Below are 21,009 nucleotides of genomic sequence, written 5' to 3'. Positions count from 1 at the left end.
CCCTTCCCGCTGCTCCCGCGCAGCGGAAAGGATGAACAATGAAAATCCCTAAGACCCCTATCGCGTTCGATTACGACCTATGGACTACGGAGGACGGCAAGTGCATGGTGCGCGTGAAACGAACCGGCGAAGTTTCCGAGGTTGACCGCAAGGTTATGAGAATCCTTCGCGCAGAGGAAAAGCGGATCAGACGCTCGTATGGCTCTGACAACACCTCTGAGGATGAAGACGGCGCAGAGAAAATTTCTGATACCGTGCTGTCCCTTGACGCTATGCCGGAGGACGATGTGAAGTCCGCTGCATGGCTGGCAGACTCCCGCGACTGCATGGAGGAACTGATCACCGCCCTCAAAGAGAAGGAGCTTCTTTCCATTCTGACAGAGAAGCAGCGCGAATTGTATCTTGCGATGACCCGTGAAGGACTGACTCTTCGAGAGTTTGCCCGAAGGAAAGGCATCGGCATCAGAGCTGCATTTGACCTCAAAGCAGCGGTGCAGAAAAAATTTCAAAGAATTTTTTGAGCGGTACTCAACAAACGGCAAAAAGATGTCCGTTGTAAAGTGAAAGGGTCAATCAGACCACTTCACTGCTCCTTGAAAACTGAATAGTTCAGTGCTGCGGATCTTTCCGCTTCTGCGAAGCAACACAGCTTCCGACGCCAAGACCTCCCGAAAGGGAGTGAGCGACCTCCGGAGAGCTATAACAGCCGTGTGGTGCGGCTGCTTGCGACGATGCAGATGCCGGGTATAATGATACTTCCGTCTTTTCTTTGAATGGGCGGCTCGGAGCGATCCTCGGAGGGGTGAGAGTCCCATGATACCGATTAACCGTTGGTAGTCCGCAGCATTCCCGGAACTGCAAAGTTCTTCTGGCAGGGGCGCGAGCTGCAAATATGCCGGACAACGAAACAAACCCAAAAGAAACTTACTATATAGTTTCAGGATGAAAACTATGTGGCAGAGTGTCTTCACAAGATGCTCTGCCATATCCTTTTGTCCTGAATAGTTCTACGAAACAGGAGGTGCTTAGAATATGATGGGCATTGAAACAATGAAAAACGTCAGCCCGAAAACGGTTGACCGAAGCACACTCGTTCAGAGAAGCAGCGTCCGGCTTGATCCTGCGGCACCGCGAGAGGACAGGCTGAGGGAGTTCATCAAGCAGATCAGAAATCCTTATTGTTATCTGGACGGGAAGACAGTGGTGAAGATCAGCTTCGCCGAGACGGACACGACGATGGAAGAGTGTCTGGAACACTATCTGAGAGGGCTTTGATTTATGAACAGTCTGAATCTTTTCACCCGGTTCTATGGACAAGCGATTGAGCCTGTGGTATAATGAAATCGGTCAAAAAAAGAAGAATACGGATTAAGCCGCTTGCCCTGATGGTCATGTGGCGTTTTCGTGTTCCTCTTCATAAGAGTTGAAGCAAGCCTTCGTCTTTCTGATTTGATGTACCACACCAAACAGAAAAACGGAGGTTATTTTTATGCCAGACAAGGTTTACCGCACGGCGATCTATTGCCGTCTGTCCCGTGAGGATGGAGATAAAGTTGAAAGCAACTCCATCGCCAGCCAGAGAGCCATCTGCGAGGACTATATCGCAAGACATGAGGATTTGGAGCTGGTCTGTGAGCCGTTTGTGGATGACGGGTACAGCGGCGTTTCCTTCAATCGTCCTCAATTCAAAAAGCTGGAAGAGGCAATCCGCAAGGGTGCGCTTGACTGCATTGTGGTCAAGGATCTCAGCCGCTTCTCAAGAAACTACATCGACGGCGGGCGCTACATTGAAAAGATTTTCCCGCAGCTCGGCATTCGCTTCATCGCAATCAATGATGCGTATGACAGTCTGACCGGTGATCCGCAGTCCGACTCCTTTGTTATCCCGTTCAAAAACCTGATTAACGATTCTTACTGCAAGGACATCTCCATGAAAATCCGAAGCAGTTTGGAAGTCAAGCAGAAGAGCGGTGAGTTCGTCGGCTCGTTCGCGCCTTACGGCTACATGAAATCGCCGGAGAACAAAAACCAGCTCATCGTGGATGAAGCGGTCAGCGAATATGTGCAGATGATCTTTTCCATGTACAAGGACGGTTTCTCCATTGGGCGCATTGCAAAGCGTCTGAACCAGATGGGCGTCCTGTCCCCAATGGAATACAAGCATTCCGCCGGTGTGAAGTTCGATACCGTCTTCAAAACCGGCGATACCGCAAAATGGACGTACAAAGCCGTCCAGCGTATTCTCACCAACGAGGTTTATATCGGCGTTCTGGCTCAGGGCAAGCGCGGCACTCCCAACTACAAAGTCCGCGTTGTGAAGAGCAAGGATGAATCCGAGTGGGTCAAGGTTGAAAATGCGCATGAAGCTCTTGTGTCCTACGAGGACTTCATGGCAGTCAAGGTCATGATGCAGCGCGATATGCGCTGTTCGCCCGATCAGGACGAAGCGCATCTGTTTTCCGGCTTCCTGTTCTGCGGAGACTGTCAGCAGCCAATGATCCGCAAGACCGTCCCGTCGAAGACGAAAAAGTATATTTACTACGTCTGCTCCACCAATAAGCACAGCCGGACGTGCAGCCCGCACAGCATCGCCGCAAAAGAGGTTGAAGAGAAGGTCTTCCGTGCCATTCATGACCAGATCGAGCTTGTCATCAATCTGGAACACGCGCTTGCGATGATAGAACGGCTTCCGTCTCAGAGCCGTAAGGCTTTCAATTACGAAGCTCAGATCGCCAAAATCGAGGAAGAGATTGAACGGTACCAAAAGCTCAAGCTGGGGCTTTACGAGAACTTCATCGGCGGCGTCATTGATAAGTCGGAATACTTCGAGTTCCGCAACAGCTACACCAAAATCATTGAGGGCAAGCAGGACGCGCTTCTGCGGGTTAAAAAAGAAATGAAGCAGACGGTGACAACCGGTACGACTGAACGAAACTGGGTGATGCTTTTCAAGCAGTATGAAAACGTCGAAGAGCTAAACCGCCGTGTGCTGATGTCGTTGGTTGACCGCATCCTGATTCACGAAAACCATGCAATCGAAATCGTTTTCAAATATAGGGACGAATACCAGCAGACGCTTGAATACATTCTCGGCTATGCCGACGAACTGGATATTGCCGTATAAGGGAGGGATGAGCAAATGGCAAGAAAAAGCAGAAAACAAATTGCAGTCGAAGAGCCGGTTATCGAACCTGTTTCTTCCGAGGTCTTCTCAACAGCCATCTATGCCCGTCTTTCCGTTGAAAACAGCGGCAAGTCCGAAAAGGTGGATGTCATCGCAAATCAGATTGAGATTTGCAAGTCCTACATTGCAGAGCGTCCCTACCTGAATCTGATAGATACCTATGTGGACAACGGACGAACAGGAACGGTTTTTGATAGACCGGAGTTCAACCGTCTGATGAACGACATCCGCACCGGCAGGATCAAGTGCCTTGTGGTTCGTGATCTCAGCCGGTTCGGGCGAGACTACATCGAGGCAGGAACCTATCTGGAACGGGTCTTTCCGCAGATCGGGCTTCGGTTTATCGCCATCAAGGAAAACTACGATAACTTTGATGCGGACGGCTCCGGCGAAAGCCTCATCATCCCTCTGCAAAACATGATCAACACACTCTACTCGAAAGACATCTCCCGCAAGGTTTCCACCGCGCTCAAGGCACAGATGGAAAGCGGAGAGTTCAAGAAGCGCAATCTCCCGTATGGTTATCGCTGGGATGAGGAACACAGCAATATGGTCTTCGATGAGGAAACCGCGCCGATTGTCCGGAAGATTTTCCAATGGAAGATTGAAGGACTGTCCCTTCCTGCGATTGCAGACCGGCTTGATGCAATGAATGCGCCCAATCCGGAGTTTCAGAAGTATCAGGTCGGCGTCCGCACAGGCAATGCTACGGCAAAGAAGATTTGGAACAAGTCTTCACTCACTACCATTCTGGATAATCCCCATTACGTCGGAGATACCGTTCTCGGACGGACGCTGAACGCCATCTACAAGGGCGTCAGGAATCAGCATATCGACCGCGAGGAATGGATCGTCTTTCCCAATACGCACGAGGCGATTATCTCCCGTGAGGACTTCCAGAAGGTACGAGAAATGCGCGACGCTGCTGCAAGGACAAGAGTTGAGAAGATGGAGCGCACGGAGGAAATCCGCGCTACGCTGATCAATCTCTTTGAAGACAAAATCGTCTGCGCAGACTGCGGCAGGAAGCTCTATTTCCATCGCAAGCGCGTTGACAAGCGTAAGGACGGCGCATGGTACGCCTTCTATGAGTGCAGTTCATCCGTCAAGCGCGGCAATCTCTGTACGCCACACTATACGCGGCAGGACAAACTCGAAGCCGATGTGCTTGCGGCGATTCAGCTTCAAGTCAAGGCGGCTCTCAATTACGACAAGTTGCTTGCCAAACTGAGAAACAGCGAAGGTGAACGCAGCATCCGAGATCAGCAGAATGCGCTCATTACAAGCCTGAATCTGAAACTCAGCGGTATTTCCAAGAAGCGTACCCGTCTCTATGAGGACTTCACGGAAGGCGTTCTCGATGAAGAGGAATACGCCTTTGCCAAGAAAGCCTACGATGAGCAGTATGCCGATCTTTCACGGCGGTTGGATGAAGCGGTTCAGCGGAAGGTAAAGTTTGCCGAGGCAATGTCCGAGGACAATAAGTGGCTCACGCTGATGAAATCCGTCAGCGGTACAACGATGCTCTCTCAGGAGTTGGTTGACGAGTCCGTAGAGCTTGTGAAAGTCCATGAGGACGGCTCAATCGAGCTGGTCATGAAATACGGCGATATTTACGCTCTGACCGTTCAGAGTATCAAGGAAGTACAGGAGGCGATGTAAATGAGCAAGGAATACAACATCGGCATCTACATCCGCCTCTCAATGGCTGATGAAGATACCGGCTATGGCAGCAAGGCGGAAAGTGACAGCATCGGCAACCAGCGTATGCTCATCAACCGCTTTCTTGACAATCATCCGGAGCTGTCTCACTGTCAGCGGTCTGAGTTTGCGGATGACGGTTATACCGGCACGAATTTTCACCGTCCTCAGTTCACGCAGATGATGGAGAAGGTCAAGCGCGGCGAGATTAACCTGATCTGCGTCAAAGACTTTTCCCGCTTTTCTCGTGACTACATTGAAACGGGAAACTATCTGGAATGCACTTTTCCATTCATGGGCGTCCGCTTTATCTCTATCAATGACGGCTATGACAGCGACGATTACAAAGGCACAACGGGCGGTCTGGAAGTGGTTATGCGCAGCATCATCTATGCGGCATACAGCAAAGACCTCTCCGTAAAGACCACATCGGCAAAAATCCAGATGATGAAGCAGGGTAAGTATGTCGGTGGCTACGCTCCATACGGCTACGTCCTGCATCCCTCCATTCGGAACAAACTTGCCGTAGACCCGGAGGCGGCTGATGTGATCCGTCGTATTTTCCGCGAGGCTCTGGAAGGCAGCAACACCTCTCAGATCGCCCGCAGCCTGAATGATGACGGCATCCCGACGCCGGGGCAATACTTCAAGAGCAAGCATCCCGACAAGAAGAAGTTCAGTAACATGAGCGAGAAAATCAGTTGGGAAACCGTGATGGTCTATAACATCCTCAAAAACCTTGTTTACACCGGAACACTGGTCAGCCGCAAAATGAAGTCCTGCGGTGTCGGCTCAAAAAAGCGTGTTGTCAATGAGCCGATTATCGTAGAAGGAACGCATGAAGCTATTATCAGCAAAGAAGACTTTGAGCTTGCTCAGAAGGTCATTCGAGGTGGAGGACAGAATCCCACGCGCAAGCAGCATGACTATCCGCTCAAGGGACTCGTCCGCTGCGGTAACTGTAAACGTGCTATGACACGCCGAAAGAACAAGGCTGGCATTCGATACTTCCAGTGCATTCACTCGGTCAACAACGGAAACACAGACTGTCCGGTTGGCAGGAGCTTTCCGGAAATGGATATTGAGAAGGTTGTCTTCCATGCCCTTACTCAGTTTCTTGCTTTGGCACAGAAGGAAGCAATACAGAACCGCGAAGTCGGTGATCTGCGGAAATCTGCCATCAAGGAATGTGCTGATAAAATCCGCACTCTGCAAAAGCAGAACGAGCAGCACAAGGCGTCCAAGCTGAGGCTCTACGAGAAGTATGCAGCCGGAAGCATCACGAAGGAGGCGTACATTCAGCAGAAGGCGGCAACGGATGTGAAGATTGCTGAAAACGATGGAGTAATCCAGCGCAGTCACGAGCGGATGAAGGAGCTTGACTCCGAGACCGCCTGTTCAGATGAAAAGCTGGATGCGGTCTGCGAACAGTACGCCGACTGCAAAGCTCTGACCTATGAGCTGACCCACGCATTCATTTCTGCGGTCTACATTTACGATCTTGACAACATAGAAATCGTCTGGAAGTTCAAGGACTTCCTCACTACATCAGAAGGAGAAGCCAAATGAAAGTATTTCTTTATATCCGCGTTGCCTGTGCGGATCAGCTTGCGGCAGCAGACCAGCGGGAAGAGCTGGAACGCTATGCGAAGGACAAAGGCTATGAGGTGGCTGCTGCGATGGCAGCAGACGGCATCTCCGGCGTCCATACGGAAGGTATCATGAACTTCCTGCTGAACGAAGCCAAGCGTCAGGACATCGGTACGATCCTCACCCGTGACACCTCACGGATTAGCCGGGACACTTCCTCTTTCATAAGGTTTGAGCGAAAGTTCAGGGAGAACGGCATCCGGTTCGAGTATCTGTCCAAGCCTGACAACGAGCTTCCGGTCACTCCAATGAAGGAGGCGTTTGAGACGGCGTATAAGAAACGTCGCACAAAGAACGGCAAAAGAGCATAGAGAAAACGCAAGCCGTTCACGGGTGGTTGTCCACCTATGAACGGCTTGTAAATTCTCAAAATTTTTTTAGTCCCTACTTGACACAAGAAGACCTGTCCCGGTTTGGCCGCAATTCCGCCCTGACGGGGATGTACACCAACATCACCTTTGCCAAGTATGGCGTGCGGTTTATCGCCATCAACGACAACTACGACACCATCGACCCTAACAGCGTGGACAACGACTTTGCCGGAATCAAAAACTGGTTCAACGAGTTTTACGCGCGGGACACCAGCCGGAAGATCCGGGCGGTGAACAAGGCCAAGGGGGAGCGCGGGGAGCCGCTGACAACGAATATCCCCTACGGCTACAAGAAAGACCCCGACACCCCGAAGGGCTGGCTTGTGGACGAGGAAGCGGCACAGGTGGTCAAGCGTATCTTCACCCTCTGCATGGAGGGGCGGGGGCCGATGCAGATCGCCAGGGCGCTGACGGAAGCGAGGGTACTCACCCCCACGGCCTACAAGCAGCGGCAGGGCCGCAAGACCCCCAACAAGGAGGGGGCCGACCCGTACCACTGGAATACAAACACCGTTGTCCACATTTTGGAGCGGCGGGAGTACACGGGCTGCACCGTCAATTTCAAGACCTACACCAACTCTATCTGGGACAAGAAGCAGCGGCACAGCCCGGAGGACAGGCAGGCCATCTTCTACAACACCCACCCGGCCATCATCGAGGCAGAAGTCTTTGACAAGGTGCAGGAGATACGCCAGCAGCGGCACCGGCGGACGAAAACCGGCAAGAGCAGTATATTCTCCGGCCTTGTCTACTGCGCCGACTGCGGGGCGAAAATGCGTTACTGCACCACGAATTATTTTGAGAGGCGGCAAGACCACTTTGTATGCGCCAACTACCGGAGCAACACCGGGAGCTGTTCGGCCCACTTCATCCGGGCGGTGGTGCTGGAGGAATTGGTATGGCGGCACATGGAGGCGGTGATCTCCTATGTGAGCCGCTACGAGGCCCACTTCCGGGCGGTGATGGAGGAACGCCTGAAGCTGTCCACCGGCGAGGCCATCCGGGTACGGCGGAAGAAGCTGGCGCAGGACGAGAAGCGGCTGGCGGAGCTTGACCGGCTGTTCATGCGGCTTTACGAGGACAATGTGAGCGGTAAGGTGAGCGACCAGCGGTATGCCACCATGAGCGCGGCCTATGAGGACGAGCAGGCGGCTCTGCAAGCGGAGGCGCAGACCTTAGAGAAGGAAATCGAAGTACAGGAACGACAGCTTGAAAATTTAGAGCAGTTTATTCAGCGGGTACACAAGTACGCCGGTGAGCGGGAGCTGACCCCCTACGCGCTGCGGGAGCTGGTGAAGGCCATCTACATTGAGGCCCCGGACAAGAGCAGTGGCAAGCGGCGGCAGAATATCCGCATCGTTTATGACCTTGTGGGCTTTATCCCGCTGAATGAACTGATGAAAGAGGAAACGGCATGACCCCGAAAGGCCATGCCATTCCCTCTAAAACACAATTACTTTCTTATGGCACCCCGGCTTTTGCGGGGGGATATTTATTTTAGAATATCCCTCTATGCCAAAGATAAAAATGGATTACTGCTTGTCTGATTTCTCAGGAAACAGCACCCCAAGCAGGCGGATGCAGCAGTAAATGACTACCATCACAACAAAAATGCCCAGCATACCATAGCCCATAATGGGAAGGGTCTGCATAAAACCGGCAACATTCAATCCCATAATCAAAAGCTCCTTTCCAAACTTAACCCAGCAGGCTGAGAATCAGGCCGCCGGCGATGACCGAGGCGATCTGTCCGGAAACGTTGGCGCCTACAGCGTGCATCAGCAGGAAGTTCTGAGGATCTTCCTTCAGGCCCATTTTGTGGATAACACGGGCGGACATGGGGAAGGCGGAAATACCGGTAGCGCCCACCATGGGGTTGATCTTCTCCTTGAGGAAGAGGTTGAGCAGCTTGGCAAACATGACGCCGCCCACGGTGTCGAAGATGAAGGCCACCAGGCCCAGGCCCATAATGGCCAGTGTGGCAGGCTGGAGGAAGTCCTCGGCCCGCATCTGGGAAGCAATGGTGATGCCCAGCAGCAGGGTGATGAGGTTGGCCAAAGCGTTCTGGGCGGTTTCGGAGAGGTTGTTGAGGCAGCCGCACTCACGGATGAGGTTGCCGAACATCAGGAAGCCTACCAGCGCGACAGAGCGGGGAGCCACCAGACCGGCGATGACAGTGATGAGGATGGGGAAGAGGATCTTGGTGGTCTTGGAGACGGAGCTGGGACGGTACTTCATCCGGATCAGCCGCTCCTTGCGGGTGGTAATGGCCCGGATGACAGGGGGCTGAATGATGGGCACCAGAGCCATATAGGAGTAGGCGGCCACAAAGATCGCGCCCTTGTAGGGGGTATCGAAGTAGTTGGCCACAAAGATGGCGGTGGGACCGTCAGCGGCGCCGATGATGCCTACCGAGGCGGCGTCGGTGATGGTGAAGACATCGCCGAAGAAAAGCATGCACATGGAGATGGTGAAGAAGATACCGAACTGGGCGGCAGCGCCGAAGAGCAGCATCTTGGGGTTGGACAGCAGCGGTCCGAAATCGATCATGGCGCCGATACCAATAAACAGCAGCAGGGGCAGCAGCTCATTGGACATGGTGGCGCTGAACAGCACATCCAACACACCGTGTTCCGCGCCGGTCTCATAGATCTGAGTGACCGCGCCGGAGAAGGGCAGGTTGACCAGAATGGCGCCGAAGCCCATGGGCAGCAGCAGAGCGGGTTCCATGTCAAAGCGGATGGCCAGGAAGATCAGCAGGCCGCCGATGACCCACATTACCAGCATACCAGGCTCAAGGGCCAGGATGTTTTCGTACAGAATTTCCATCGTTCTTGTTCCTTCCTTTCTGCGCGCCGGGCGAACACCTGCCGGCCCCTGACGCGCTGGGGGACCTGCGGGGAGGAACATATCTGACCGGACGGGAAAAGAAAAAGACTTTTATCGCAGGAGAGGTCCTGCGATAAAAGTCTTGCTTTTTCATGCAAGCGCGGGCCGATGAGCCGTACTGACGCGCTTTGCCGCAGCGTGTAAGGCTGCAAGCTACTCCCTTTTATCCGCCCTGAGGACAGGCGTTCCAAAAACCGTCCTCTAGTTTAACACAAACTTTCCCGTCCGTAAAGAGAATATCAAAATTTTTTCATCTTTTCTTTGGACAGGGGATTTTGGCAGGGAGAGGAGAACTCTACATCAGATCCCCCACAAGATTGATAAAGAGCATTCCCACTGACAGCAGTACCAGAGGCCGGATGAAGGAAGCACCCTTGCGAACTGCCAGATGGGCGCCCAGCCAGTTGCCCGCGATGTTGCAGAGAGCCGCGGGAATGCCTACTGTCCACAGCACTTTGCCCCCCAGCAGATAGGCGCACAGGGCGGACACGTTGGAGCAGAGATTGACCAGCTTGGTGTTGCCGGTGGCCTCAGTCAGTTCCTGGCCCAGCAGAGCGGTAAAGGCAATGACCAAAAAGGTGCCGGTGCCGGGGCCGAAGAATCCATCATAGCAGCCCAGAACCAGTCCGATGGCCACCGACAGCAGGGAAGCGGCGGCAGGGGAAAAGGAACGGGGATGAGGGGTTTTGCCGAAATTGCGGTTGAAGATGAGAAAGACAGCTACTACCGGCAGGATGGCCAGCAAACAATAGTGGAGGTAGGTTTCGCTGAGGAACATAGCCAGCTTGGCGCCCAGAAAGGAGCCGCACAAAGCACCTCCGCAGGCGAAGGCGGCAGTGCGCCAGTGGATGTAGCCGCTGCGGCTGTACTGCCAGACGGCCACCGAGGTGCCGGAGCAGCTGGAGAGCTTGTTGGTGCCGTAAGCCATATGAATGGGCAGCCCGGCGAAGAGATAGGCGGGAATGGAGATCAGCCCGCCGCCGCCGGCCACCGAATCCACAAAGCCGGCCAGAAAAACCAGAGGACATACAATCAGATAGGTGTTCAAAGTGGGAATGAACATAAAAAACGCCCTTTCCGGATGAAAATACAGTTTTATGGCAGGAGCAAAAAAGACAAAGAAAAAGCCTGCCCGGACGGGTCCGAAAAAGCAGGCCGTTCTTTTATTTTTTGTTTCGGGTCAGCACCATCACTACGATGAGTACCACCGCCGCGACGCCCATACCGCCCAGAGCCAGGGGAATGATGCTGTTGTCGCCGGTGAAGGGGTTGTCTACCGCCAGGGCCGTCACAGCAGTCAGGGGCATGGCCGCGGGCAGCAGGCACAGGGTCCGCAAGAATTTCATGGTTTTACCTCCAGTCCGACACAGGCTCCTTGGAGCCGGGAACAAGTTTGATTATAAGCCCCATGGAGGCTGCGTGTCAACCCTGCTGCGTTTTGTTTGACGCTTTGGATGAAGGAACGGCGGCGTTTTTGGTCCCCCACAAGGGAAAAATGCAGGAGTACAATCAAAATATGAAGGATTTTTTAAAAGTTATGCAAAATAAACAACTGGCAGAAGAAAATTTTAAATGATATTTGTACTTTATCTCGATAAAATTAGACAGATAAACACTTGACTTTGACGGGATTGAGAGTATAATAAATATCAACATTCATAAAAACAACATACTATAAAATAAAGGTTGTAAAATAAAACTTGCAAAAATATCTTTCGCTTTGCTCCACGAAAAAAATCTGGTGAAAAGGAGGCCGGTTCCTTTATGATCAGGCTGGTAGATGTCAACAAGTATTTTGGTGATCTTCACGTTCTCAAAAATATCAACCTGGAAGTGAAGGAGGGAGAAAAACTGGTGGTCATCGGTCCCTCCGGCTCCGGCAAGAGCACCATGATCCGCTGCATGAACTTCCTGGAGGAGCCTACCTCCGGCCATGTATACATCGACGGGGTGGAGCTGACCCACAAGAACAAAACCGAGATGAACCGGAAAAACATCGCCATGGTTTTTCAGCAGTTTAATCTTTATCCCCACATGACGGTGCTGGAAAACGTCACCCTCGCTCCCATCCGCCTCCAGGGGCTGAAAAAGGAGGAGGCCCAGCAGCAGGCTTTCCGGTATCTGGACATTGTGGGGCTGCGGGAGAAGGCTCATGTTTATCCCGCCACCCTCAGCGGCGGCCAGCAGCAGCGGGTAGCCATTGCCCGGGCCCTTGCCACCCACCAGAAGATCATCCTCTTTGATGAGCCCACCTCGGCGCTGGACCCTGAGACGGTCCAGGAGGTGCTGGATGTGATGATCCGCCTGTCCCGGGAGAATATCACCATGGTGGTGGTCACTCACGAAATGGGGTTTGCCCGACAGGTGGCCGACCGGGTCATTTTTATGGACCAGGGCACCATCCTGGAGGAGGGTGCTCCGGAACATTTCTTTGAAAATCCAACCCATGAGCGGACCAAGGCATTTCTGAGCAAGATTCTCCGCTGATTTATGTACGATGATTTCCCCGGAGAGCTTCTCCGCCGGATATAAGGTGACTTTACTGATGAAAGGATGAAAATGATGATGAAAAAGTTTTGGGCGTTGTTCCTCGCTGCCGCTATGCTGCTGACCACCGCTTGCAGCGGTTCCGGTGCTTCTTCCGCAGCCTCCTCCACCGCCTCCTCCGCCGCTGATTCCGCCGCTTCTTCCTCCGCGGCCGAAAGTTCCGCTGCTTCCAGCGGCGTTCTGGACCAGATCAAGGCAAACGGTGTGCTGAAAGTGGGCGTCAAGGCGGATGTTCCCGGCTTTGGCCTGCAGAACACCTCCACCGGCGAGTTTGAAGGCTTTGAGATCGACCTGGCCAAAAAGCTGGCGGAAGCCATTCTGGGCGACCCTGAAGCCATCAGCCTCCAGGCAGTCACCGCCAAGACCAGAGGCCCGCTGCTGGATACCGGCGAGCTGGATATGGTCATTGCCACCTTCACCATCACAGAGGAACGGAAGCTTACCTATAATTTCTCCCAGCCCTACTACACCGACGCTGTCAAGCTGATGGTCAAGAAGGATTCCGGCATCACCGGCCTGAAGGATATGGACGGCAAAACCATCGGTGTGGCCCAGAGCGCCACTTCCCGGGAGATCCTCCAGGCGGCAGCCGATGAACTGGGCATCAAGGTAAGCTTCAACGAGTATCCCACCTATCCTGAGATCAAGACAGCCCTGGATTCCGGACGTGTAGACTGCTTCTCGGTGGACGGCTCCATTTTGGGCGGCTATGTGGATGATACCACCGTCATTCTGGATGAGACCTACGCGCCTCAGGAGTACGGCGTCACCACCAGACTGGACGCCACCGATCTGGCGGAGTTTGTGGATGATTTCATCGGCCAGCTGAAGGAAAGCGGAGAGCTGGATGAAATGATCGCCGCCTGGAACCTGTAAACGGCGGCAGGCCCCCAACAGCCCGGGGTTCCGGCTGGAACCCACTGTTTCCTTGACAAAGACACAGTATTTTCCATGTAAATGGCGAGGCCAGCCTCTCCGGGATACTTTTCCGGCCGGCTGGCCATGACCCTTGTTTTCACGATTTCCGAAGGAGGCGGACACGGTTATGAAAACTTCTCCTTTTTCCCTGGATAAATGGCTTCGGTTTTTCACCAACTGGGAGGCCATGGCGGAAGGCTTCACCCGCACACTGGTCATCGCCCTGCTGTCCCTGACACTGGCGCTGGCGGTGGGGGTGGTGCTGGGCATCCTGTCCTCCTCCAACAACAAAGCCCTGCGCCGGGCGGTGCGGTGCTATGTGGAGCTGTTTCAGAATATTCCGCTGGTCATCCAGATCTACTTTTTCTATTATGTGCTCCCCTATGCCGGGGTGGTAATGGACCAGTTTGCCATCGGCGTGCTGGGAGTGGGCCTGTATACCGGCGCTTACATCAGCGAGGTAGTCCGCACCGGCATCCAGTCCATTCCCACCGGCCAGATGGAAGCGGCCAAAAGCCAGGGCTTTACCTATGTCCAGGCCATGCGCCTGATCATTCTGCCCCAGGCTTTCCGGCTGATTCTGCCTCCCCTCACCAACCAGGCGGTCAATCTGATCAAGAATACCTCGGTGCTGGCCATCATCGCCGGCGGCGACCTGATGTATCAGGCGGATTCCTTGGCAGCCAGCAAGCTGTTCTACGGCCCCGCCTATGTTACCACCGGTTTGCTGTATTTCATTCTCTGCTTCCCCCTGTCCACCATGGCCAGGAAGCTGGAGCAGCGGATGCACCGCAAGGCTGCCGCTCCTGTGGCAGTGTCCAAAAAAGCCCCCGCGCAGGCGCTGGCAGCGCCCCAAACCCAGATGGGAGGGATCTGAATGATGACGGATATTCTCTCGGTCCTCACCGCTGAAAACCTGCTGTTTCTTCTGGACGGTTTGAAGATGACCATATTTTATGCCGGCAGCACCATTCTGCTGAGTATCTGCCTGGGGCTGATCCTGGCGCTGCTGCGCAGCTACAGCCTGGGATTTTGGGGCAAACTGGCGGCGATGTATATTGAGGTGCTGCGGAACACCCCCCTGATCCTGTGGATTCTGGGGATCCGCTTCCTCACACCTATTCCGCCTCTTTGGTCCGGTGTGGTGTCCTTGACACTGTTTGAAACCGCCATCATCGCCGAAATCATCCGGGGTGGCCTCGGCGGTATCCCCAAGGGGCAATTTGAAGCGGGCCATTCTCAGGGTTTTACCTTCCTGCAGGTGCTCCGGTTCATTGTAGTGCCCCAGTGCTTCCGCTCCATCGTGCCCGCTCTCCTCTCCCAGGTCATAACCATCGTCAAGGATTCCTCTTTCCTGTGGGCGGTGGCCATTGAGGAGTTTACCGGCAAGGGCATGATCCTTATGGGCCGCTTCACCTCCACCGCTCAGGTGTTTACCCTGTTCGCCCTGATGGCAGCGGTGTATTTCACCATCAATTTCCTTCTTTCCGCGGCGGTGCGCCGTCAGTCCGCCAAGACCGGCCGCAAACCCACCCTGGAGGACCTGTCTGCTGTTACCGCCTGAGCCATGAAAAAAATATAAAAACCAAACAGCGCCCTGATCCTGTTATGGACCGGGGCGCTGTTTCAGTTGTTGAAAATTATCTTGAAAGATACTGCGATTTGAAAGTCGTGAAATCAGGACCTATGCCCGATTTTATATCCCTCTCTCAGCCCACAAAGGTGTAGAAAACCGGAGACATCTTTGCTGGTTTTATCAGAAACCAGGCGGCTTATTCGGGGGATATGGCGGCCTTCCCGGAAGGATGCCAGCTTTTCCCTATATTCAAAAAAAGCGCCCCGATCCAATTACAGATCGGGGCGCTGTTTTTATCAGACAGAAAATTTTTATTTCTCTTTTTTCGCCGCGGCGGCTTTCATTCGCTGGGCATGATCCAGCAGCTTTTTACGGATGCGGATGTGTTTGGGGGTTACTTCCAGCAGCTCGTCAGGAGCCAGGAACTCCAGGCACTCCTCCAGGCTCATATGTCTGGGGGGGATCAGACGCAGAGCGTCGTCGCTGCCGCTGGCACGGGTATTGGTCATATGCTTGCGCTTGCAGACATTGACGGTGATGTCCTCGCCTTTGGGGTTGCTGCCCACCACCATACCGGCGTAAACCTTGTCGCCGGGATCGATGAACATCATGCCGCGGTCCTGAGCGTTGAAGATACCGTAAGCCACCGCTTCTCCGGTTTCAAAGGCGATGAGGCTGCCCACCTTACGGCTGGAAATCTCACCCTTGAATTCTCCGTAGCTGTGGAAAATAGAGCTTTGAATGCCCTCACCATGGGTGTCGGTAAGGAACTCGCTGCGATATCCGAACAGGCCTCTGGAGGGGACGATGAATTTCAGTTCCATCCGGCTGCCTTTGGGAGCCATGGACTGCAGCTCACCCTTGCGGGTGCCCATCTTCTCCATGACGCTGCCCATATACTGCTCGGGAACGTCCACCACAAATTCCTCATAGGGCTCCAGCATCTTGCCGTTTTCATCCTTGTGCATCAGCACCTTGGGGGCGCCCACCTGGAACTCATAGCCTTCCCGGCGCATGGTTTCGATGAGGATGGACAGATGCATCTCACCACGGCCCAGCACCCGGAAGCTGTCGGCGCTGTCGGTGTCCTCCACATGGAGAGAGACGTCCTTGAGCAGCTCCTTGTAAAGACGGTCCCGAATCTGACGGGAAGTGACCCATTTGCCCTCTTTACCGGCAAAGGGGCTGTCGTTGACGGAGAAGGTCATCTCCATGGTGGGTTCGGAAATCTTCACAAAGGGGATGGGATTGAGGTAGCCGGGGGCGCAGACGGTGTTGCCGATGTTGATGTCCTCAATGCCGGAGAAGGCGACGATGTCACCTACAGTAGCGGTTTCCACAGGGGTCTGCTTGAGGCCGTCATACTGATAAATGGCAGTGATCTTAGCCTTGCCGGAAACGTTGGGATTGTGGTAATCGCAGACGGCAGCTTCGGTGTTCACCTTCATCACGCCGGTCTCGATGCGGCCCACGGCGATGCGGCCCACATACTCGCTGTAGTCCACGCTGGAAACCAGAACGGACAGAGGAGCGGTTTCATCTCCCTGGGGAGGCTGTACATAGCTGATGATGGTGTCAAACAAAGGAGCCAGATTCTCGCCGGGAACATTGGGGGAATAGGAAGCGGTGCCCTGCCGTCCGGAGCAGAAAATGGTGGGGCTGTCCAGCTGTTCGTCAGTGGCGCCCAGATCCATCAGCAGTTCCAGCACTTCGTCCACCACTTCATTGATACGGGCGTCAGGCTTGTCGATTTTGTTGATGATGATGATGACCCGCAGATTCAGCGCCAGGGCCTTTTCCAGTACAAAACGGGTCTGGGGCATGGGGCCCTCGGCGGCGTCCACCAGCAGCAGCACGCCGTCCACCATCTTCAGCACCCGCTCCACCTCGCCGCCGAAATCGGCGTGGCCGGGGGTGTCCACGATGTTGATTTTCACACCATTATAAGTGGTGGAAGTGTTTTTGGCCAGAATAGTGATGCCCCGCTCCCGCTCCAGGTCATTGGAGTCCATAACACGGTCCTGAACCACCTGATTGCTGCGGAAGGTACCGCCCTGCTTGAGCATCTCGTCCACCAGGGTGGTCTTGCCGTGGTCGACGTGGGCGATGATGGCAATGTTTCTCAGATCTTCCCTTTTCACAAGGATACCTCCTGAATTCTAAGCATATCGTACAGATTTTTCCCTTAACTTTCAGATTATATCACCAACACCCGGAAAATGGAACCCCTTGTCCCCCCACAGCAGGAAAATTTCTCCCTAAAATCGTATTTTTGCCGGTTTTGTCATAAAAAAGCAGGCGGTTTCGTATCAGGTTCACAATATGGTCATGAAGATGTTACGGGAGTTTATTGAAGTCGGTTTTGCGGGAGGGTATAATAAAATCAACATCAAAAATGATCAGAAGCCTTTTTCCTGGAAAGGAAAGGTGATCTTTACCTGATAGCTGCCCCATGGGCGGAATTGCCGGAAGGGAGGAGTCTCTCCATGAGAGCACAGGAAAAAACGGCGGGAGAGAGCTTCCGCTGGTGGCAGGCCGGAAATCCGGTCTCAAAAGGAGGTACCAAGAGAATGGATGCTGCCGTAAAGCGGCGTCTTCGTTGGATGACGCTGACATTGGCCGCGGCGCTGGTGTTCACTGGAGCATGGTCTGTGGCAGCGGGCCGCCGTCTGGTCCGCGGCAGACAGCAGGTGGAAAGCGCCATTGAAGGGTTGGATCTGCGCCTTGAGCAGCGCAATGCCCTGCTGCCGGGATTGGTATCGGCGGCAGAAAACTCACCGCAGCTTGATCCGGATGCGGTGGAGCAGCTGAAGGCGGCGCGGGATGCCATGACCAGCGCTGTGACGATGGATGAAAAAATTGCTGCCGACGAACAGCTCAGCCAGGCGGTGTTGTACCTTCTGGCGCTGCCGGAGGGCGAAGGAATTACAGGGGAGACGTCCCAGCTTCAGACAATGTGGCAGAAGCTGACGGATGTGGAGACCCAGATGGCGGCTGCCCGCAAAAGCTATAATGAGGCGGTGTTGTCCTATAATAACGACCTGAGCCGTTTCCCCGGGTGCTTTGTGGGGCAGATGCTTGGGCTGGAATACTATAATGCCTTCACCGTATCCGCTGGAACCCAAGGGGCGTCAGTGGTTTGTGAGGAGTGACCAACCCCCGCCGGAGCGGGAAAAGGAGAGAACAGGATGTTTGAGGACGGGGATCTGTACAGCCGCAGGCGTCTGGCGCTTCGTCAGCTGCGCCAGCTGCTGGCAGCGGCAGGGGTGACGCTGCTGGTGCTGCTGCTGCTGAGCAATGTGGCACGTTTTTGCCTGCTGGGGCTTCAGCGGGTAATGGAGCTTTGGGGAGTATCTTTGAGTATCACCGGCGCGCAGCTGATGTCCATGGCCAGCTATAGTTTTTCCATGGCAGGGGCCATCCTGTGCGGTTTGGCCATTTTTCCCGATGGCCCCGCCCGTCAGCTGCCGCTGTCTGTTCCCCGGAGGGATTATCTCCTTCCCGCTGTGGGAGCTGCCCTGGGGCTGGCTATGGCGGCAAATTTCCTGGGAGGATTGCTGCTCAACTGGCTGGGCCGGCTGGGCCTGGAAGGAGATTCATACCGCCCGGCGCTGGCGCCGGGCTTTTGGCCGTTATTGCTTTCTTATTTGTCCACGGCGGTGCTTCCTGCGTTTTTTGAGGAACTGCTTTTCCGGGGGGTGCTGCTCCAGCCTTTGCGCCGGTATGGAGACCGGTTTGCGGTGGCGGTCAGCGCTGTGGCCTTTTGTATTTGCCACACCACATTGGGGCAGATGCCCACGGCCTTGCTCATGGGGCTGGTGCTGGGTGTGTTTACTGTCCGTTCCGGCAGTCTTTTCACCGGCATTGCCATCCACTTTTTATACAATAGCTTTGCCTGGGTCATGACAGTGGCCCAATGGCTTCTGCCTGCCGGGGCGGCTCTCGCCTTCACATGGAATGGCATTGGGGCGGCGCTGATATTGGCTGTTCCATGCCTGGTGTGGCTTCGGGTGCGGTTCGGGTCAGTGTTTGCCCTGGCGCCTGCCCGGGACAAGCTGCTGCTGCCGGGTGAATTGGCTTTTTGCGTCTGCACCAGTATTCCCATGCTGCTGGCAGTGGGGATGTATCTGTACACCACCTTCTCCACTGTCACAAGGGTTTGAGGTCCTTCTGTATTTAATCTCAACCCCTTGTTTTCGCTGGGATCATTCCTCAACAGGAAGCTTTACCACCAGCTTTTTCAGGGGCTGTTTCTCCCCCTGGGTCCAGACTCCTACACCATGGGCCTCTCCCGGGAAGAAGGCGGCGAAACTGCCTGGGGACAGCAGCACCCGCCCCAGCAGCGGATTTTCGTGATATTTGATGGCGTCCCTTTCCGGTTGTTCTTCCGACGGGGTCAGCTGTTGGGCGGGGAGAACATAAATGTATTCCTCCCCCTCCAGGCCAATCATCAGATCGATTGTTTTGCGGTGGGATTCGTATCTGCACTGTTCGGGGGCTTTGGTGTCATAGCTTTTTACCAGCACCCGTACTCCGCACTCCAGCTGGTAGGAGCCGGGAGAAAGGTTTTTTGCTGTGGCGGCAAAGGCGAGGATATCCTCCCAATGGGGCAGGCAGAGACTGTACAGGGATGCTGGCTGTACTTTTCCGGTGAGCATAACGGTGTTCTCCCTTCTGATGGCTTTAGAATGGCTCAAACAGAGCATAGATCCAGCCTGAGCATAGCATACCAGAGGGGCAGGGGCAAGAGCGTTTTAAACAGAGAAAGAAAAATATGAAAAAAAGCGAAAAAAGTGTTGACATTCTCGAATGAATCCGGTATAATAACTTTCGCCTGCTAAAGGCGTTCATATGGCGGTATAGCTCAGTTGGCTAGAGCATTCGGTTCATACCCGAAGTGTCGTAGGTTCAAATCCCACTACCGCTACCATGAAGCAATGGGCGATAAAGTCGAGCTTTATCGCCCATTGCAGGTTAAGGCCCGTTGGTCAAGCGGTTAAGACACCGCCCTTTCACGGCGGTAACACGAGTTCGATTCTCGTACGGGTCACCAATAATTCCGGCTGCTGATGCAGCCGGAATTTTTCGTTTATCTGCCTTTTCTGCAAAAAATGAGAAATTTCCCCTTTTTGCTGCAAAAAAAGCAGGGGGAAAACGACACTTGTAATAATGTGGGTGAACATAAAAAATTTACCGAAAAATCACAGATTTTTTCACGGTTTATTTAATTTTTTGCCATCATTATTCGTTGCATTTTACAGGTGTTCACTCTATAATGAAACAAGAATCTGCAATGAGGCAGAAGAAAGCCGGTAACGTTCCGGCCAAGATGGAGGTTGTCTGATGAAAAGGAGTATCGCTTGTATCCTTGCGGTTGCGGTGCTGTTTTCTCTGGTTGCGGCCTGTATGCCCTCGGATATGCCGCAGTCACCTTCTTCCGGAGCCGGTTCTTCCACCTCCTCCCAGCCAGCAGAGTTTATTCCCAGGTCTTCTTCGGAGGAATCCTCCTCTTCCCAGTCATCTTCCAAGGAGGAGAGTGAGGCTCCGGCTGAAAGCAGCTCTTCCAGCCAGTCCCAAAGCCTGCCGCCGGCTTCCTCCCAGTCATCCTCTGTGCCTGAGAGCCAGAGCCAGATACCGGAATTGCCCGAGCAGTCCGCCAGCGACGCCACAGAGCTGCCGCTGGGATATTCCGAAGGGGGACGGGTGTATGTGGCCCCCCAGTTTGAAGGAAGCTCCTACCTGGAAGCTGTGGAGGCAGAGGTGATCCTGCTGATCAATAAGGAACGGAAGTCTTTGGGCCTGGAGCCGCTGACCTATGATAAGGATCTGGCGCTGGCTGCCCGTGTGCGCAGTGCGGAGCTGTACCGTTATAATTATTTTGGTCATCATCGTCATAACGGCGACCCCTGGGAAACTGTTTTGCAGATTGATGTGCCGGTGGATTATACCCTGGCGGCGGAAAATTTGGCCTGGTCCAATCGCCCCGCTGACGAGGAGGTTTCCGCCTACCGGTGGTTCAGCCTGTGGAAAAGCAGCCCCGATCATTACGCGCAGATGATTTATCCTGAGTTTACTTCTATCGGTGTAGGTATCCTCACCTGTCCCCTGGATGAGAACGAAGGGGAATCCTACGCTACCGCTCTGTTCTGCAAATATTGACAGCAAGGGAGATG

Annotated in this window: 20 protein-coding genes and 2 tRNA genes; 16 read left to right on the top strand and 6 right to left on the bottom strand. The window is 54.0% G+C overall.

The window, feature by feature from the left end; translation table 11 throughout:
• Window positions 1-38: 38 nt before the first annotated feature.
• From BQ5383_RS07775 to BQ5383_RS07740, 7 genes are all read left to right on the top strand, one after another.
• Window positions 39-521, top strand: coding sequence for a hypothetical protein (locus BQ5383_RS07775; protein ID WP_005934739.1), 483 nt, complete (start codon window positions 39-41; stop codon window positions 519-521).
• A gap of 511 nt (window positions 522-1,032) precedes the next feature.
• Entirely contained in the window at window positions 1,033-1,275 is a 243-nt protein-coding gene (locus BQ5383_RS07765) for a DUF6870 family protein (RefSeq protein ID WP_008982978.1), read from the top strand.
• A 214-nt stretch (window positions 1,276-1,489) separates the two neighbouring features.
• Window positions 1,490-3,124 (top strand): recombinase family protein, encoded by a 1,635-nt coding sequence (locus tag BQ5383_RS07760; RefSeq protein WP_020989439.1) that lies wholly within the window; start codon window positions 1,490-1,492, stop codon window positions 3,122-3,124.
• 15 nt (window positions 3,125-3,139) lie between these two features.
• Window positions 3,140-4,846, top strand: a complete 1,707-nt coding sequence (locus BQ5383_RS07755; protein ID WP_071430903.1) for a recombinase family protein — start codon at window positions 3,140-3,142, stop codon at window positions 4,844-4,846.
• Window positions 4,847-6,454: a recombinase family protein gene (locus BQ5383_RS07750; RefSeq protein WP_071430901.1), complete on the top strand. Its 1,608-nt coding sequence runs from the start codon at window positions 4,847-4,849 to the stop codon at window positions 6,452-6,454.
• Window positions 6,451-6,846: a recombinase family protein gene (locus BQ5383_RS07745; RefSeq protein ID WP_021748070.1), complete on the top strand. Its 396-nt coding sequence runs from the start codon at window positions 6,451-6,453 to the stop codon at window positions 6,844-6,846. Before BQ5383_RS07750 ends, BQ5383_RS07745 begins: the two co-directional genes overlap by 4 nt.
• Before the next feature lie 77 nt (window positions 6,847-6,923).
• Window positions 6,924-8,324, top strand: coding sequence for a recombinase family protein (locus tag BQ5383_RS07740; RefSeq protein ID WP_235821958.1), 1,401 nt, complete (start codon window positions 6,924-6,926; stop codon window positions 8,322-8,324).
• Window positions 8,325-8,438: 114 nt separating this feature from the next.
• Here BQ5383_RS07740 and BQ5383_RS21075 read toward each other — a convergent pair whose 3' ends face one another.
• The 4 genes from BQ5383_RS21075 to BQ5383_RS07725 form a co-directional block, all read right to left on the bottom strand.
• Complete coding sequence (locus BQ5383_RS21075; protein WP_172724602.1) at window positions 8,439-8,582, bottom strand: OadG-related small transporter subunit; 144 nt, start codon at window positions 8,580-8,582, stop codon at window positions 8,439-8,441.
• A 22-nt stretch (window positions 8,583-8,604) separates the two neighbouring features.
• Window positions 8,605-9,735, bottom strand: a complete 1,131-nt coding sequence (locus BQ5383_RS07735) for a sodium ion-translocating decarboxylase subunit beta (RefSeq protein ID WP_071430896.1) — start codon at window positions 9,733-9,735, stop codon at window positions 8,605-8,607.
• Between the two features lie 355 nt (window positions 9,736-10,090).
• Window positions 10,091-10,858, bottom strand: coding sequence for a sulfite exporter TauE/SafE family protein (locus BQ5383_RS07730; protein WP_071430894.1), 768 nt, complete (start codon window positions 10,856-10,858; stop codon window positions 10,091-10,093).
• Between the two features lie 100 nt (window positions 10,859-10,958).
• Entirely contained in the window at window positions 10,959-11,141 is a 183-nt protein-coding gene (locus tag BQ5383_RS07725; RefSeq protein WP_071430892.1) for a hypothetical protein, read from the bottom strand.
• 418 nt (window positions 11,142-11,559) lie between these two features.
• Between BQ5383_RS07725 and BQ5383_RS07720 the strand changes: the two genes are divergently transcribed.
• The 4 genes from BQ5383_RS07720 to BQ5383_RS07705 all read left to right on the top strand — a co-directional run bounded on the left by BQ5383_RS07720 (window position 11,560) and on the right by BQ5383_RS07705 (window position 14,824).
• Window positions 11,560-12,282 (top strand): amino acid ABC transporter ATP-binding protein, encoded by a 723-nt coding sequence (locus BQ5383_RS07720; RefSeq protein WP_071430890.1) that lies wholly within the window; start codon window positions 11,560-11,562, stop codon window positions 12,280-12,282.
• Between the two features lie 78 nt (window positions 12,283-12,360).
• Window positions 12,361-13,218: a transporter substrate-binding domain-containing protein gene (locus BQ5383_RS07715; protein WP_071434952.1), complete on the top strand. Its 858-nt coding sequence runs from the start codon at window positions 12,361-12,363 to the stop codon at window positions 13,216-13,218.
• A 169-nt stretch (window positions 13,219-13,387) separates the two neighbouring features.
• Window positions 13,388-14,137: an amino acid ABC transporter permease gene (locus BQ5383_RS07710; protein WP_071430888.1), complete on the top strand. Its 750-nt coding sequence runs from the start codon at window positions 13,388-13,390 to the stop codon at window positions 14,135-14,137.
• On the top strand, window positions 14,138-14,824 hold the full coding sequence (locus BQ5383_RS07705) for an amino acid ABC transporter permease (protein ID WP_083389890.1): 687 nt from the start codon (window positions 14,138-14,140) through the stop codon (window positions 14,822-14,824). It begins immediately after the preceding gene.
• A gap of 323 nt (window positions 14,825-15,147) precedes the next feature.
• On the opposite strand, the gene typA is transcribed toward BQ5383_RS07705, so the two are convergent.
• A complete protein-coding gene (gene typA / locus BQ5383_RS07700; RefSeq protein WP_071430886.1) occupies window positions 15,148-16,977 on the bottom strand; it encodes a translational GTPase TypA in 1,830 nt (609 codons plus the stop codon).
• 345 nt (window positions 16,978-17,322) lie between these two features.
• Between typA and BQ5383_RS07695 the strand changes: the two genes are divergently transcribed.
• Together BQ5383_RS07695 and BQ5383_RS07690 are read left to right on the top strand one after the other, a co-directional pair.
• Window positions 17,323-17,988, top strand: coding sequence for a LemA family protein (locus BQ5383_RS07695; protein ID WP_071430883.1), 666 nt, complete (start codon window positions 17,323-17,325; stop codon window positions 17,986-17,988).
• 36 nt (window positions 17,989-18,024) lie between these two features.
• Window positions 18,025-18,999 carry a CPBP family intramembrane glutamic endopeptidase gene (locus BQ5383_RS07690; protein ID WP_071430882.1) on the top strand — a complete coding sequence of 325 codons (975 nt, stop codon included), beginning with the start codon at window positions 18,025-18,027 and terminating at the stop codon, window positions 18,997-18,999.
• A 42-nt stretch (window positions 19,000-19,041) separates the two neighbouring features.
• Here the strand turns inward: BQ5383_RS07690 and BQ5383_RS07685 are convergent, their stop codons facing one another.
• Window positions 19,042-19,494: a NanQ anomerase/TabA/YiaL family protein gene (locus BQ5383_RS07685; RefSeq protein ID WP_071430880.1), complete on the bottom strand. Its 453-nt coding sequence runs from the start codon at window positions 19,492-19,494 to the stop codon at window positions 19,042-19,044.
• Between the two features lie 195 nt (window positions 19,495-19,689).
• Between BQ5383_RS07685 and BQ5383_RS07680 the strand changes: the two genes are divergently transcribed.
• The 3 genes from BQ5383_RS07680 to BQ5383_RS07670 all read left to right on the top strand — a co-directional run bounded on the left by BQ5383_RS07680 (window position 19,690) and on the right by BQ5383_RS07670 (window position 20,995).
• Window positions 19,690-19,766, top strand: a tRNA-Met gene (locus BQ5383_RS07680).
• 48 nt (window positions 19,767-19,814) lie between these two features.
• A tRNA-Glu gene (locus BQ5383_RS07675) sits at window positions 19,815-19,889 on the top strand.
• A 290-nt stretch (window positions 19,890-20,179) separates the two neighbouring features.
• Window positions 20,180-20,995, top strand: coding sequence for a CAP domain-containing protein (locus BQ5383_RS07670; protein ID WP_071430878.1), 816 nt, complete (start codon window positions 20,180-20,182; stop codon window positions 20,993-20,995).
• Window positions 20,996-21,009 lie beyond the last annotated feature (14 nt).

The sequence above is a fragment of the Angelakisella massiliensis genome (assembly GCF_900104675.1).
Lineage (GTDB): Bacteria > Bacillota > Clostridia > Oscillospirales > Ruminococcaceae > Angelakisella > Angelakisella massiliensis.
This window is presented reverse-complemented; position numbering and strand designations above follow the sequence as displayed.

Coding starts and splice junctions, on each gene's coding strand:
- BQ5383_RS07775 (WP_005934739.1), top strand. CDS start 39: ATGAAAATCCCTAAGACCCCTATCGCGTTCGATTACGACCTATGGACT.
- BQ5383_RS07765 (WP_008982978.1), top strand. CDS start 1,033: ATGATGGGCATTGAAACAATGAAAAACGTCAGCCCGAAAACGGTTGAC.
- BQ5383_RS07760 (WP_020989439.1), top strand. CDS start 1,490: ATGCCAGACAAGGTTTACCGCACGGCGATCTATTGCCGTCTGTCCCGT.
- BQ5383_RS07755 (WP_071430903.1), top strand. CDS start 3,140: ATGGCAAGAAAAAGCAGAAAACAAATTGCAGTCGAAGAGCCGGTTATC.
- BQ5383_RS07750 (WP_071430901.1), top strand. CDS start 4,847: ATGAGCAAGGAATACAACATCGGCATCTACATCCGCCTCTCAATGGCT.
- BQ5383_RS07745 (WP_021748070.1), top strand. CDS start 6,451: ATGAAAGTATTTCTTTATATCCGCGTTGCCTGTGCGGATCAGCTTGCG.
- BQ5383_RS21075 (WP_172724602.1), bottom strand. CDS start 8,582: ATGGGATTGAATGTTGCCGGTTTTATGCAGACCCTTCCCATTATGGGC.
- BQ5383_RS07735 (WP_071430896.1), bottom strand. CDS start 9,735: ATGGAAATTCTGTACGAAAACATCCTGGCCCTTGAGCCTGGTATGCTG.
- BQ5383_RS07730 (WP_071430894.1), bottom strand. CDS start 10,858: ATGTTCATTCCCACTTTGAACACCTATCTGATTGTATGTCCTCTGGTT.
- BQ5383_RS07725 (WP_071430892.1), bottom strand. CDS start 11,141: ATGAAATTCTTGCGGACCCTGTGCCTGCTGCCCGCGGCCATGCCCCTG.
- BQ5383_RS07720 (WP_071430890.1), top strand. CDS start 11,560: ATGATCAGGCTGGTAGATGTCAACAAGTATTTTGGTGATCTTCACGTT.
- BQ5383_RS07715 (WP_071434952.1), top strand. CDS start 12,361: ATGAAAAAGTTTTGGGCGTTGTTCCTCGCTGCCGCTATGCTGCTGACC.
- BQ5383_RS07710 (WP_071430888.1), top strand. CDS start 13,388: ATGAAAACTTCTCCTTTTTCCCTGGATAAATGGCTTCGGTTTTTCACC.
- BQ5383_RS07705 (WP_083389890.1), top strand. CDS start 14,138: ATGATGACGGATATTCTCTCGGTCCTCACCGCTGAAAACCTGCTGTTT.
- BQ5383_RS07695 (WP_071430883.1), top strand. CDS start 17,323: ATGAGAGCACAGGAAAAAACGGCGGGAGAGAGCTTCCGCTGGTGGCAG.
- BQ5383_RS07690 (WP_071430882.1), top strand. CDS start 18,025: ATGTTTGAGGACGGGGATCTGTACAGCCGCAGGCGTCTGGCGCTTCGT.
- BQ5383_RS07685 (WP_071430880.1), bottom strand. CDS start 19,494: ATGCTCACCGGAAAAGTACAGCCAGCATCCCTGTACAGTCTCTGCCTG.
- BQ5383_RS07670 (WP_071430878.1), top strand. CDS start 20,180: ATGAAAAGGAGTATCGCTTGTATCCTTGCGGTTGCGGTGCTGTTTTCT.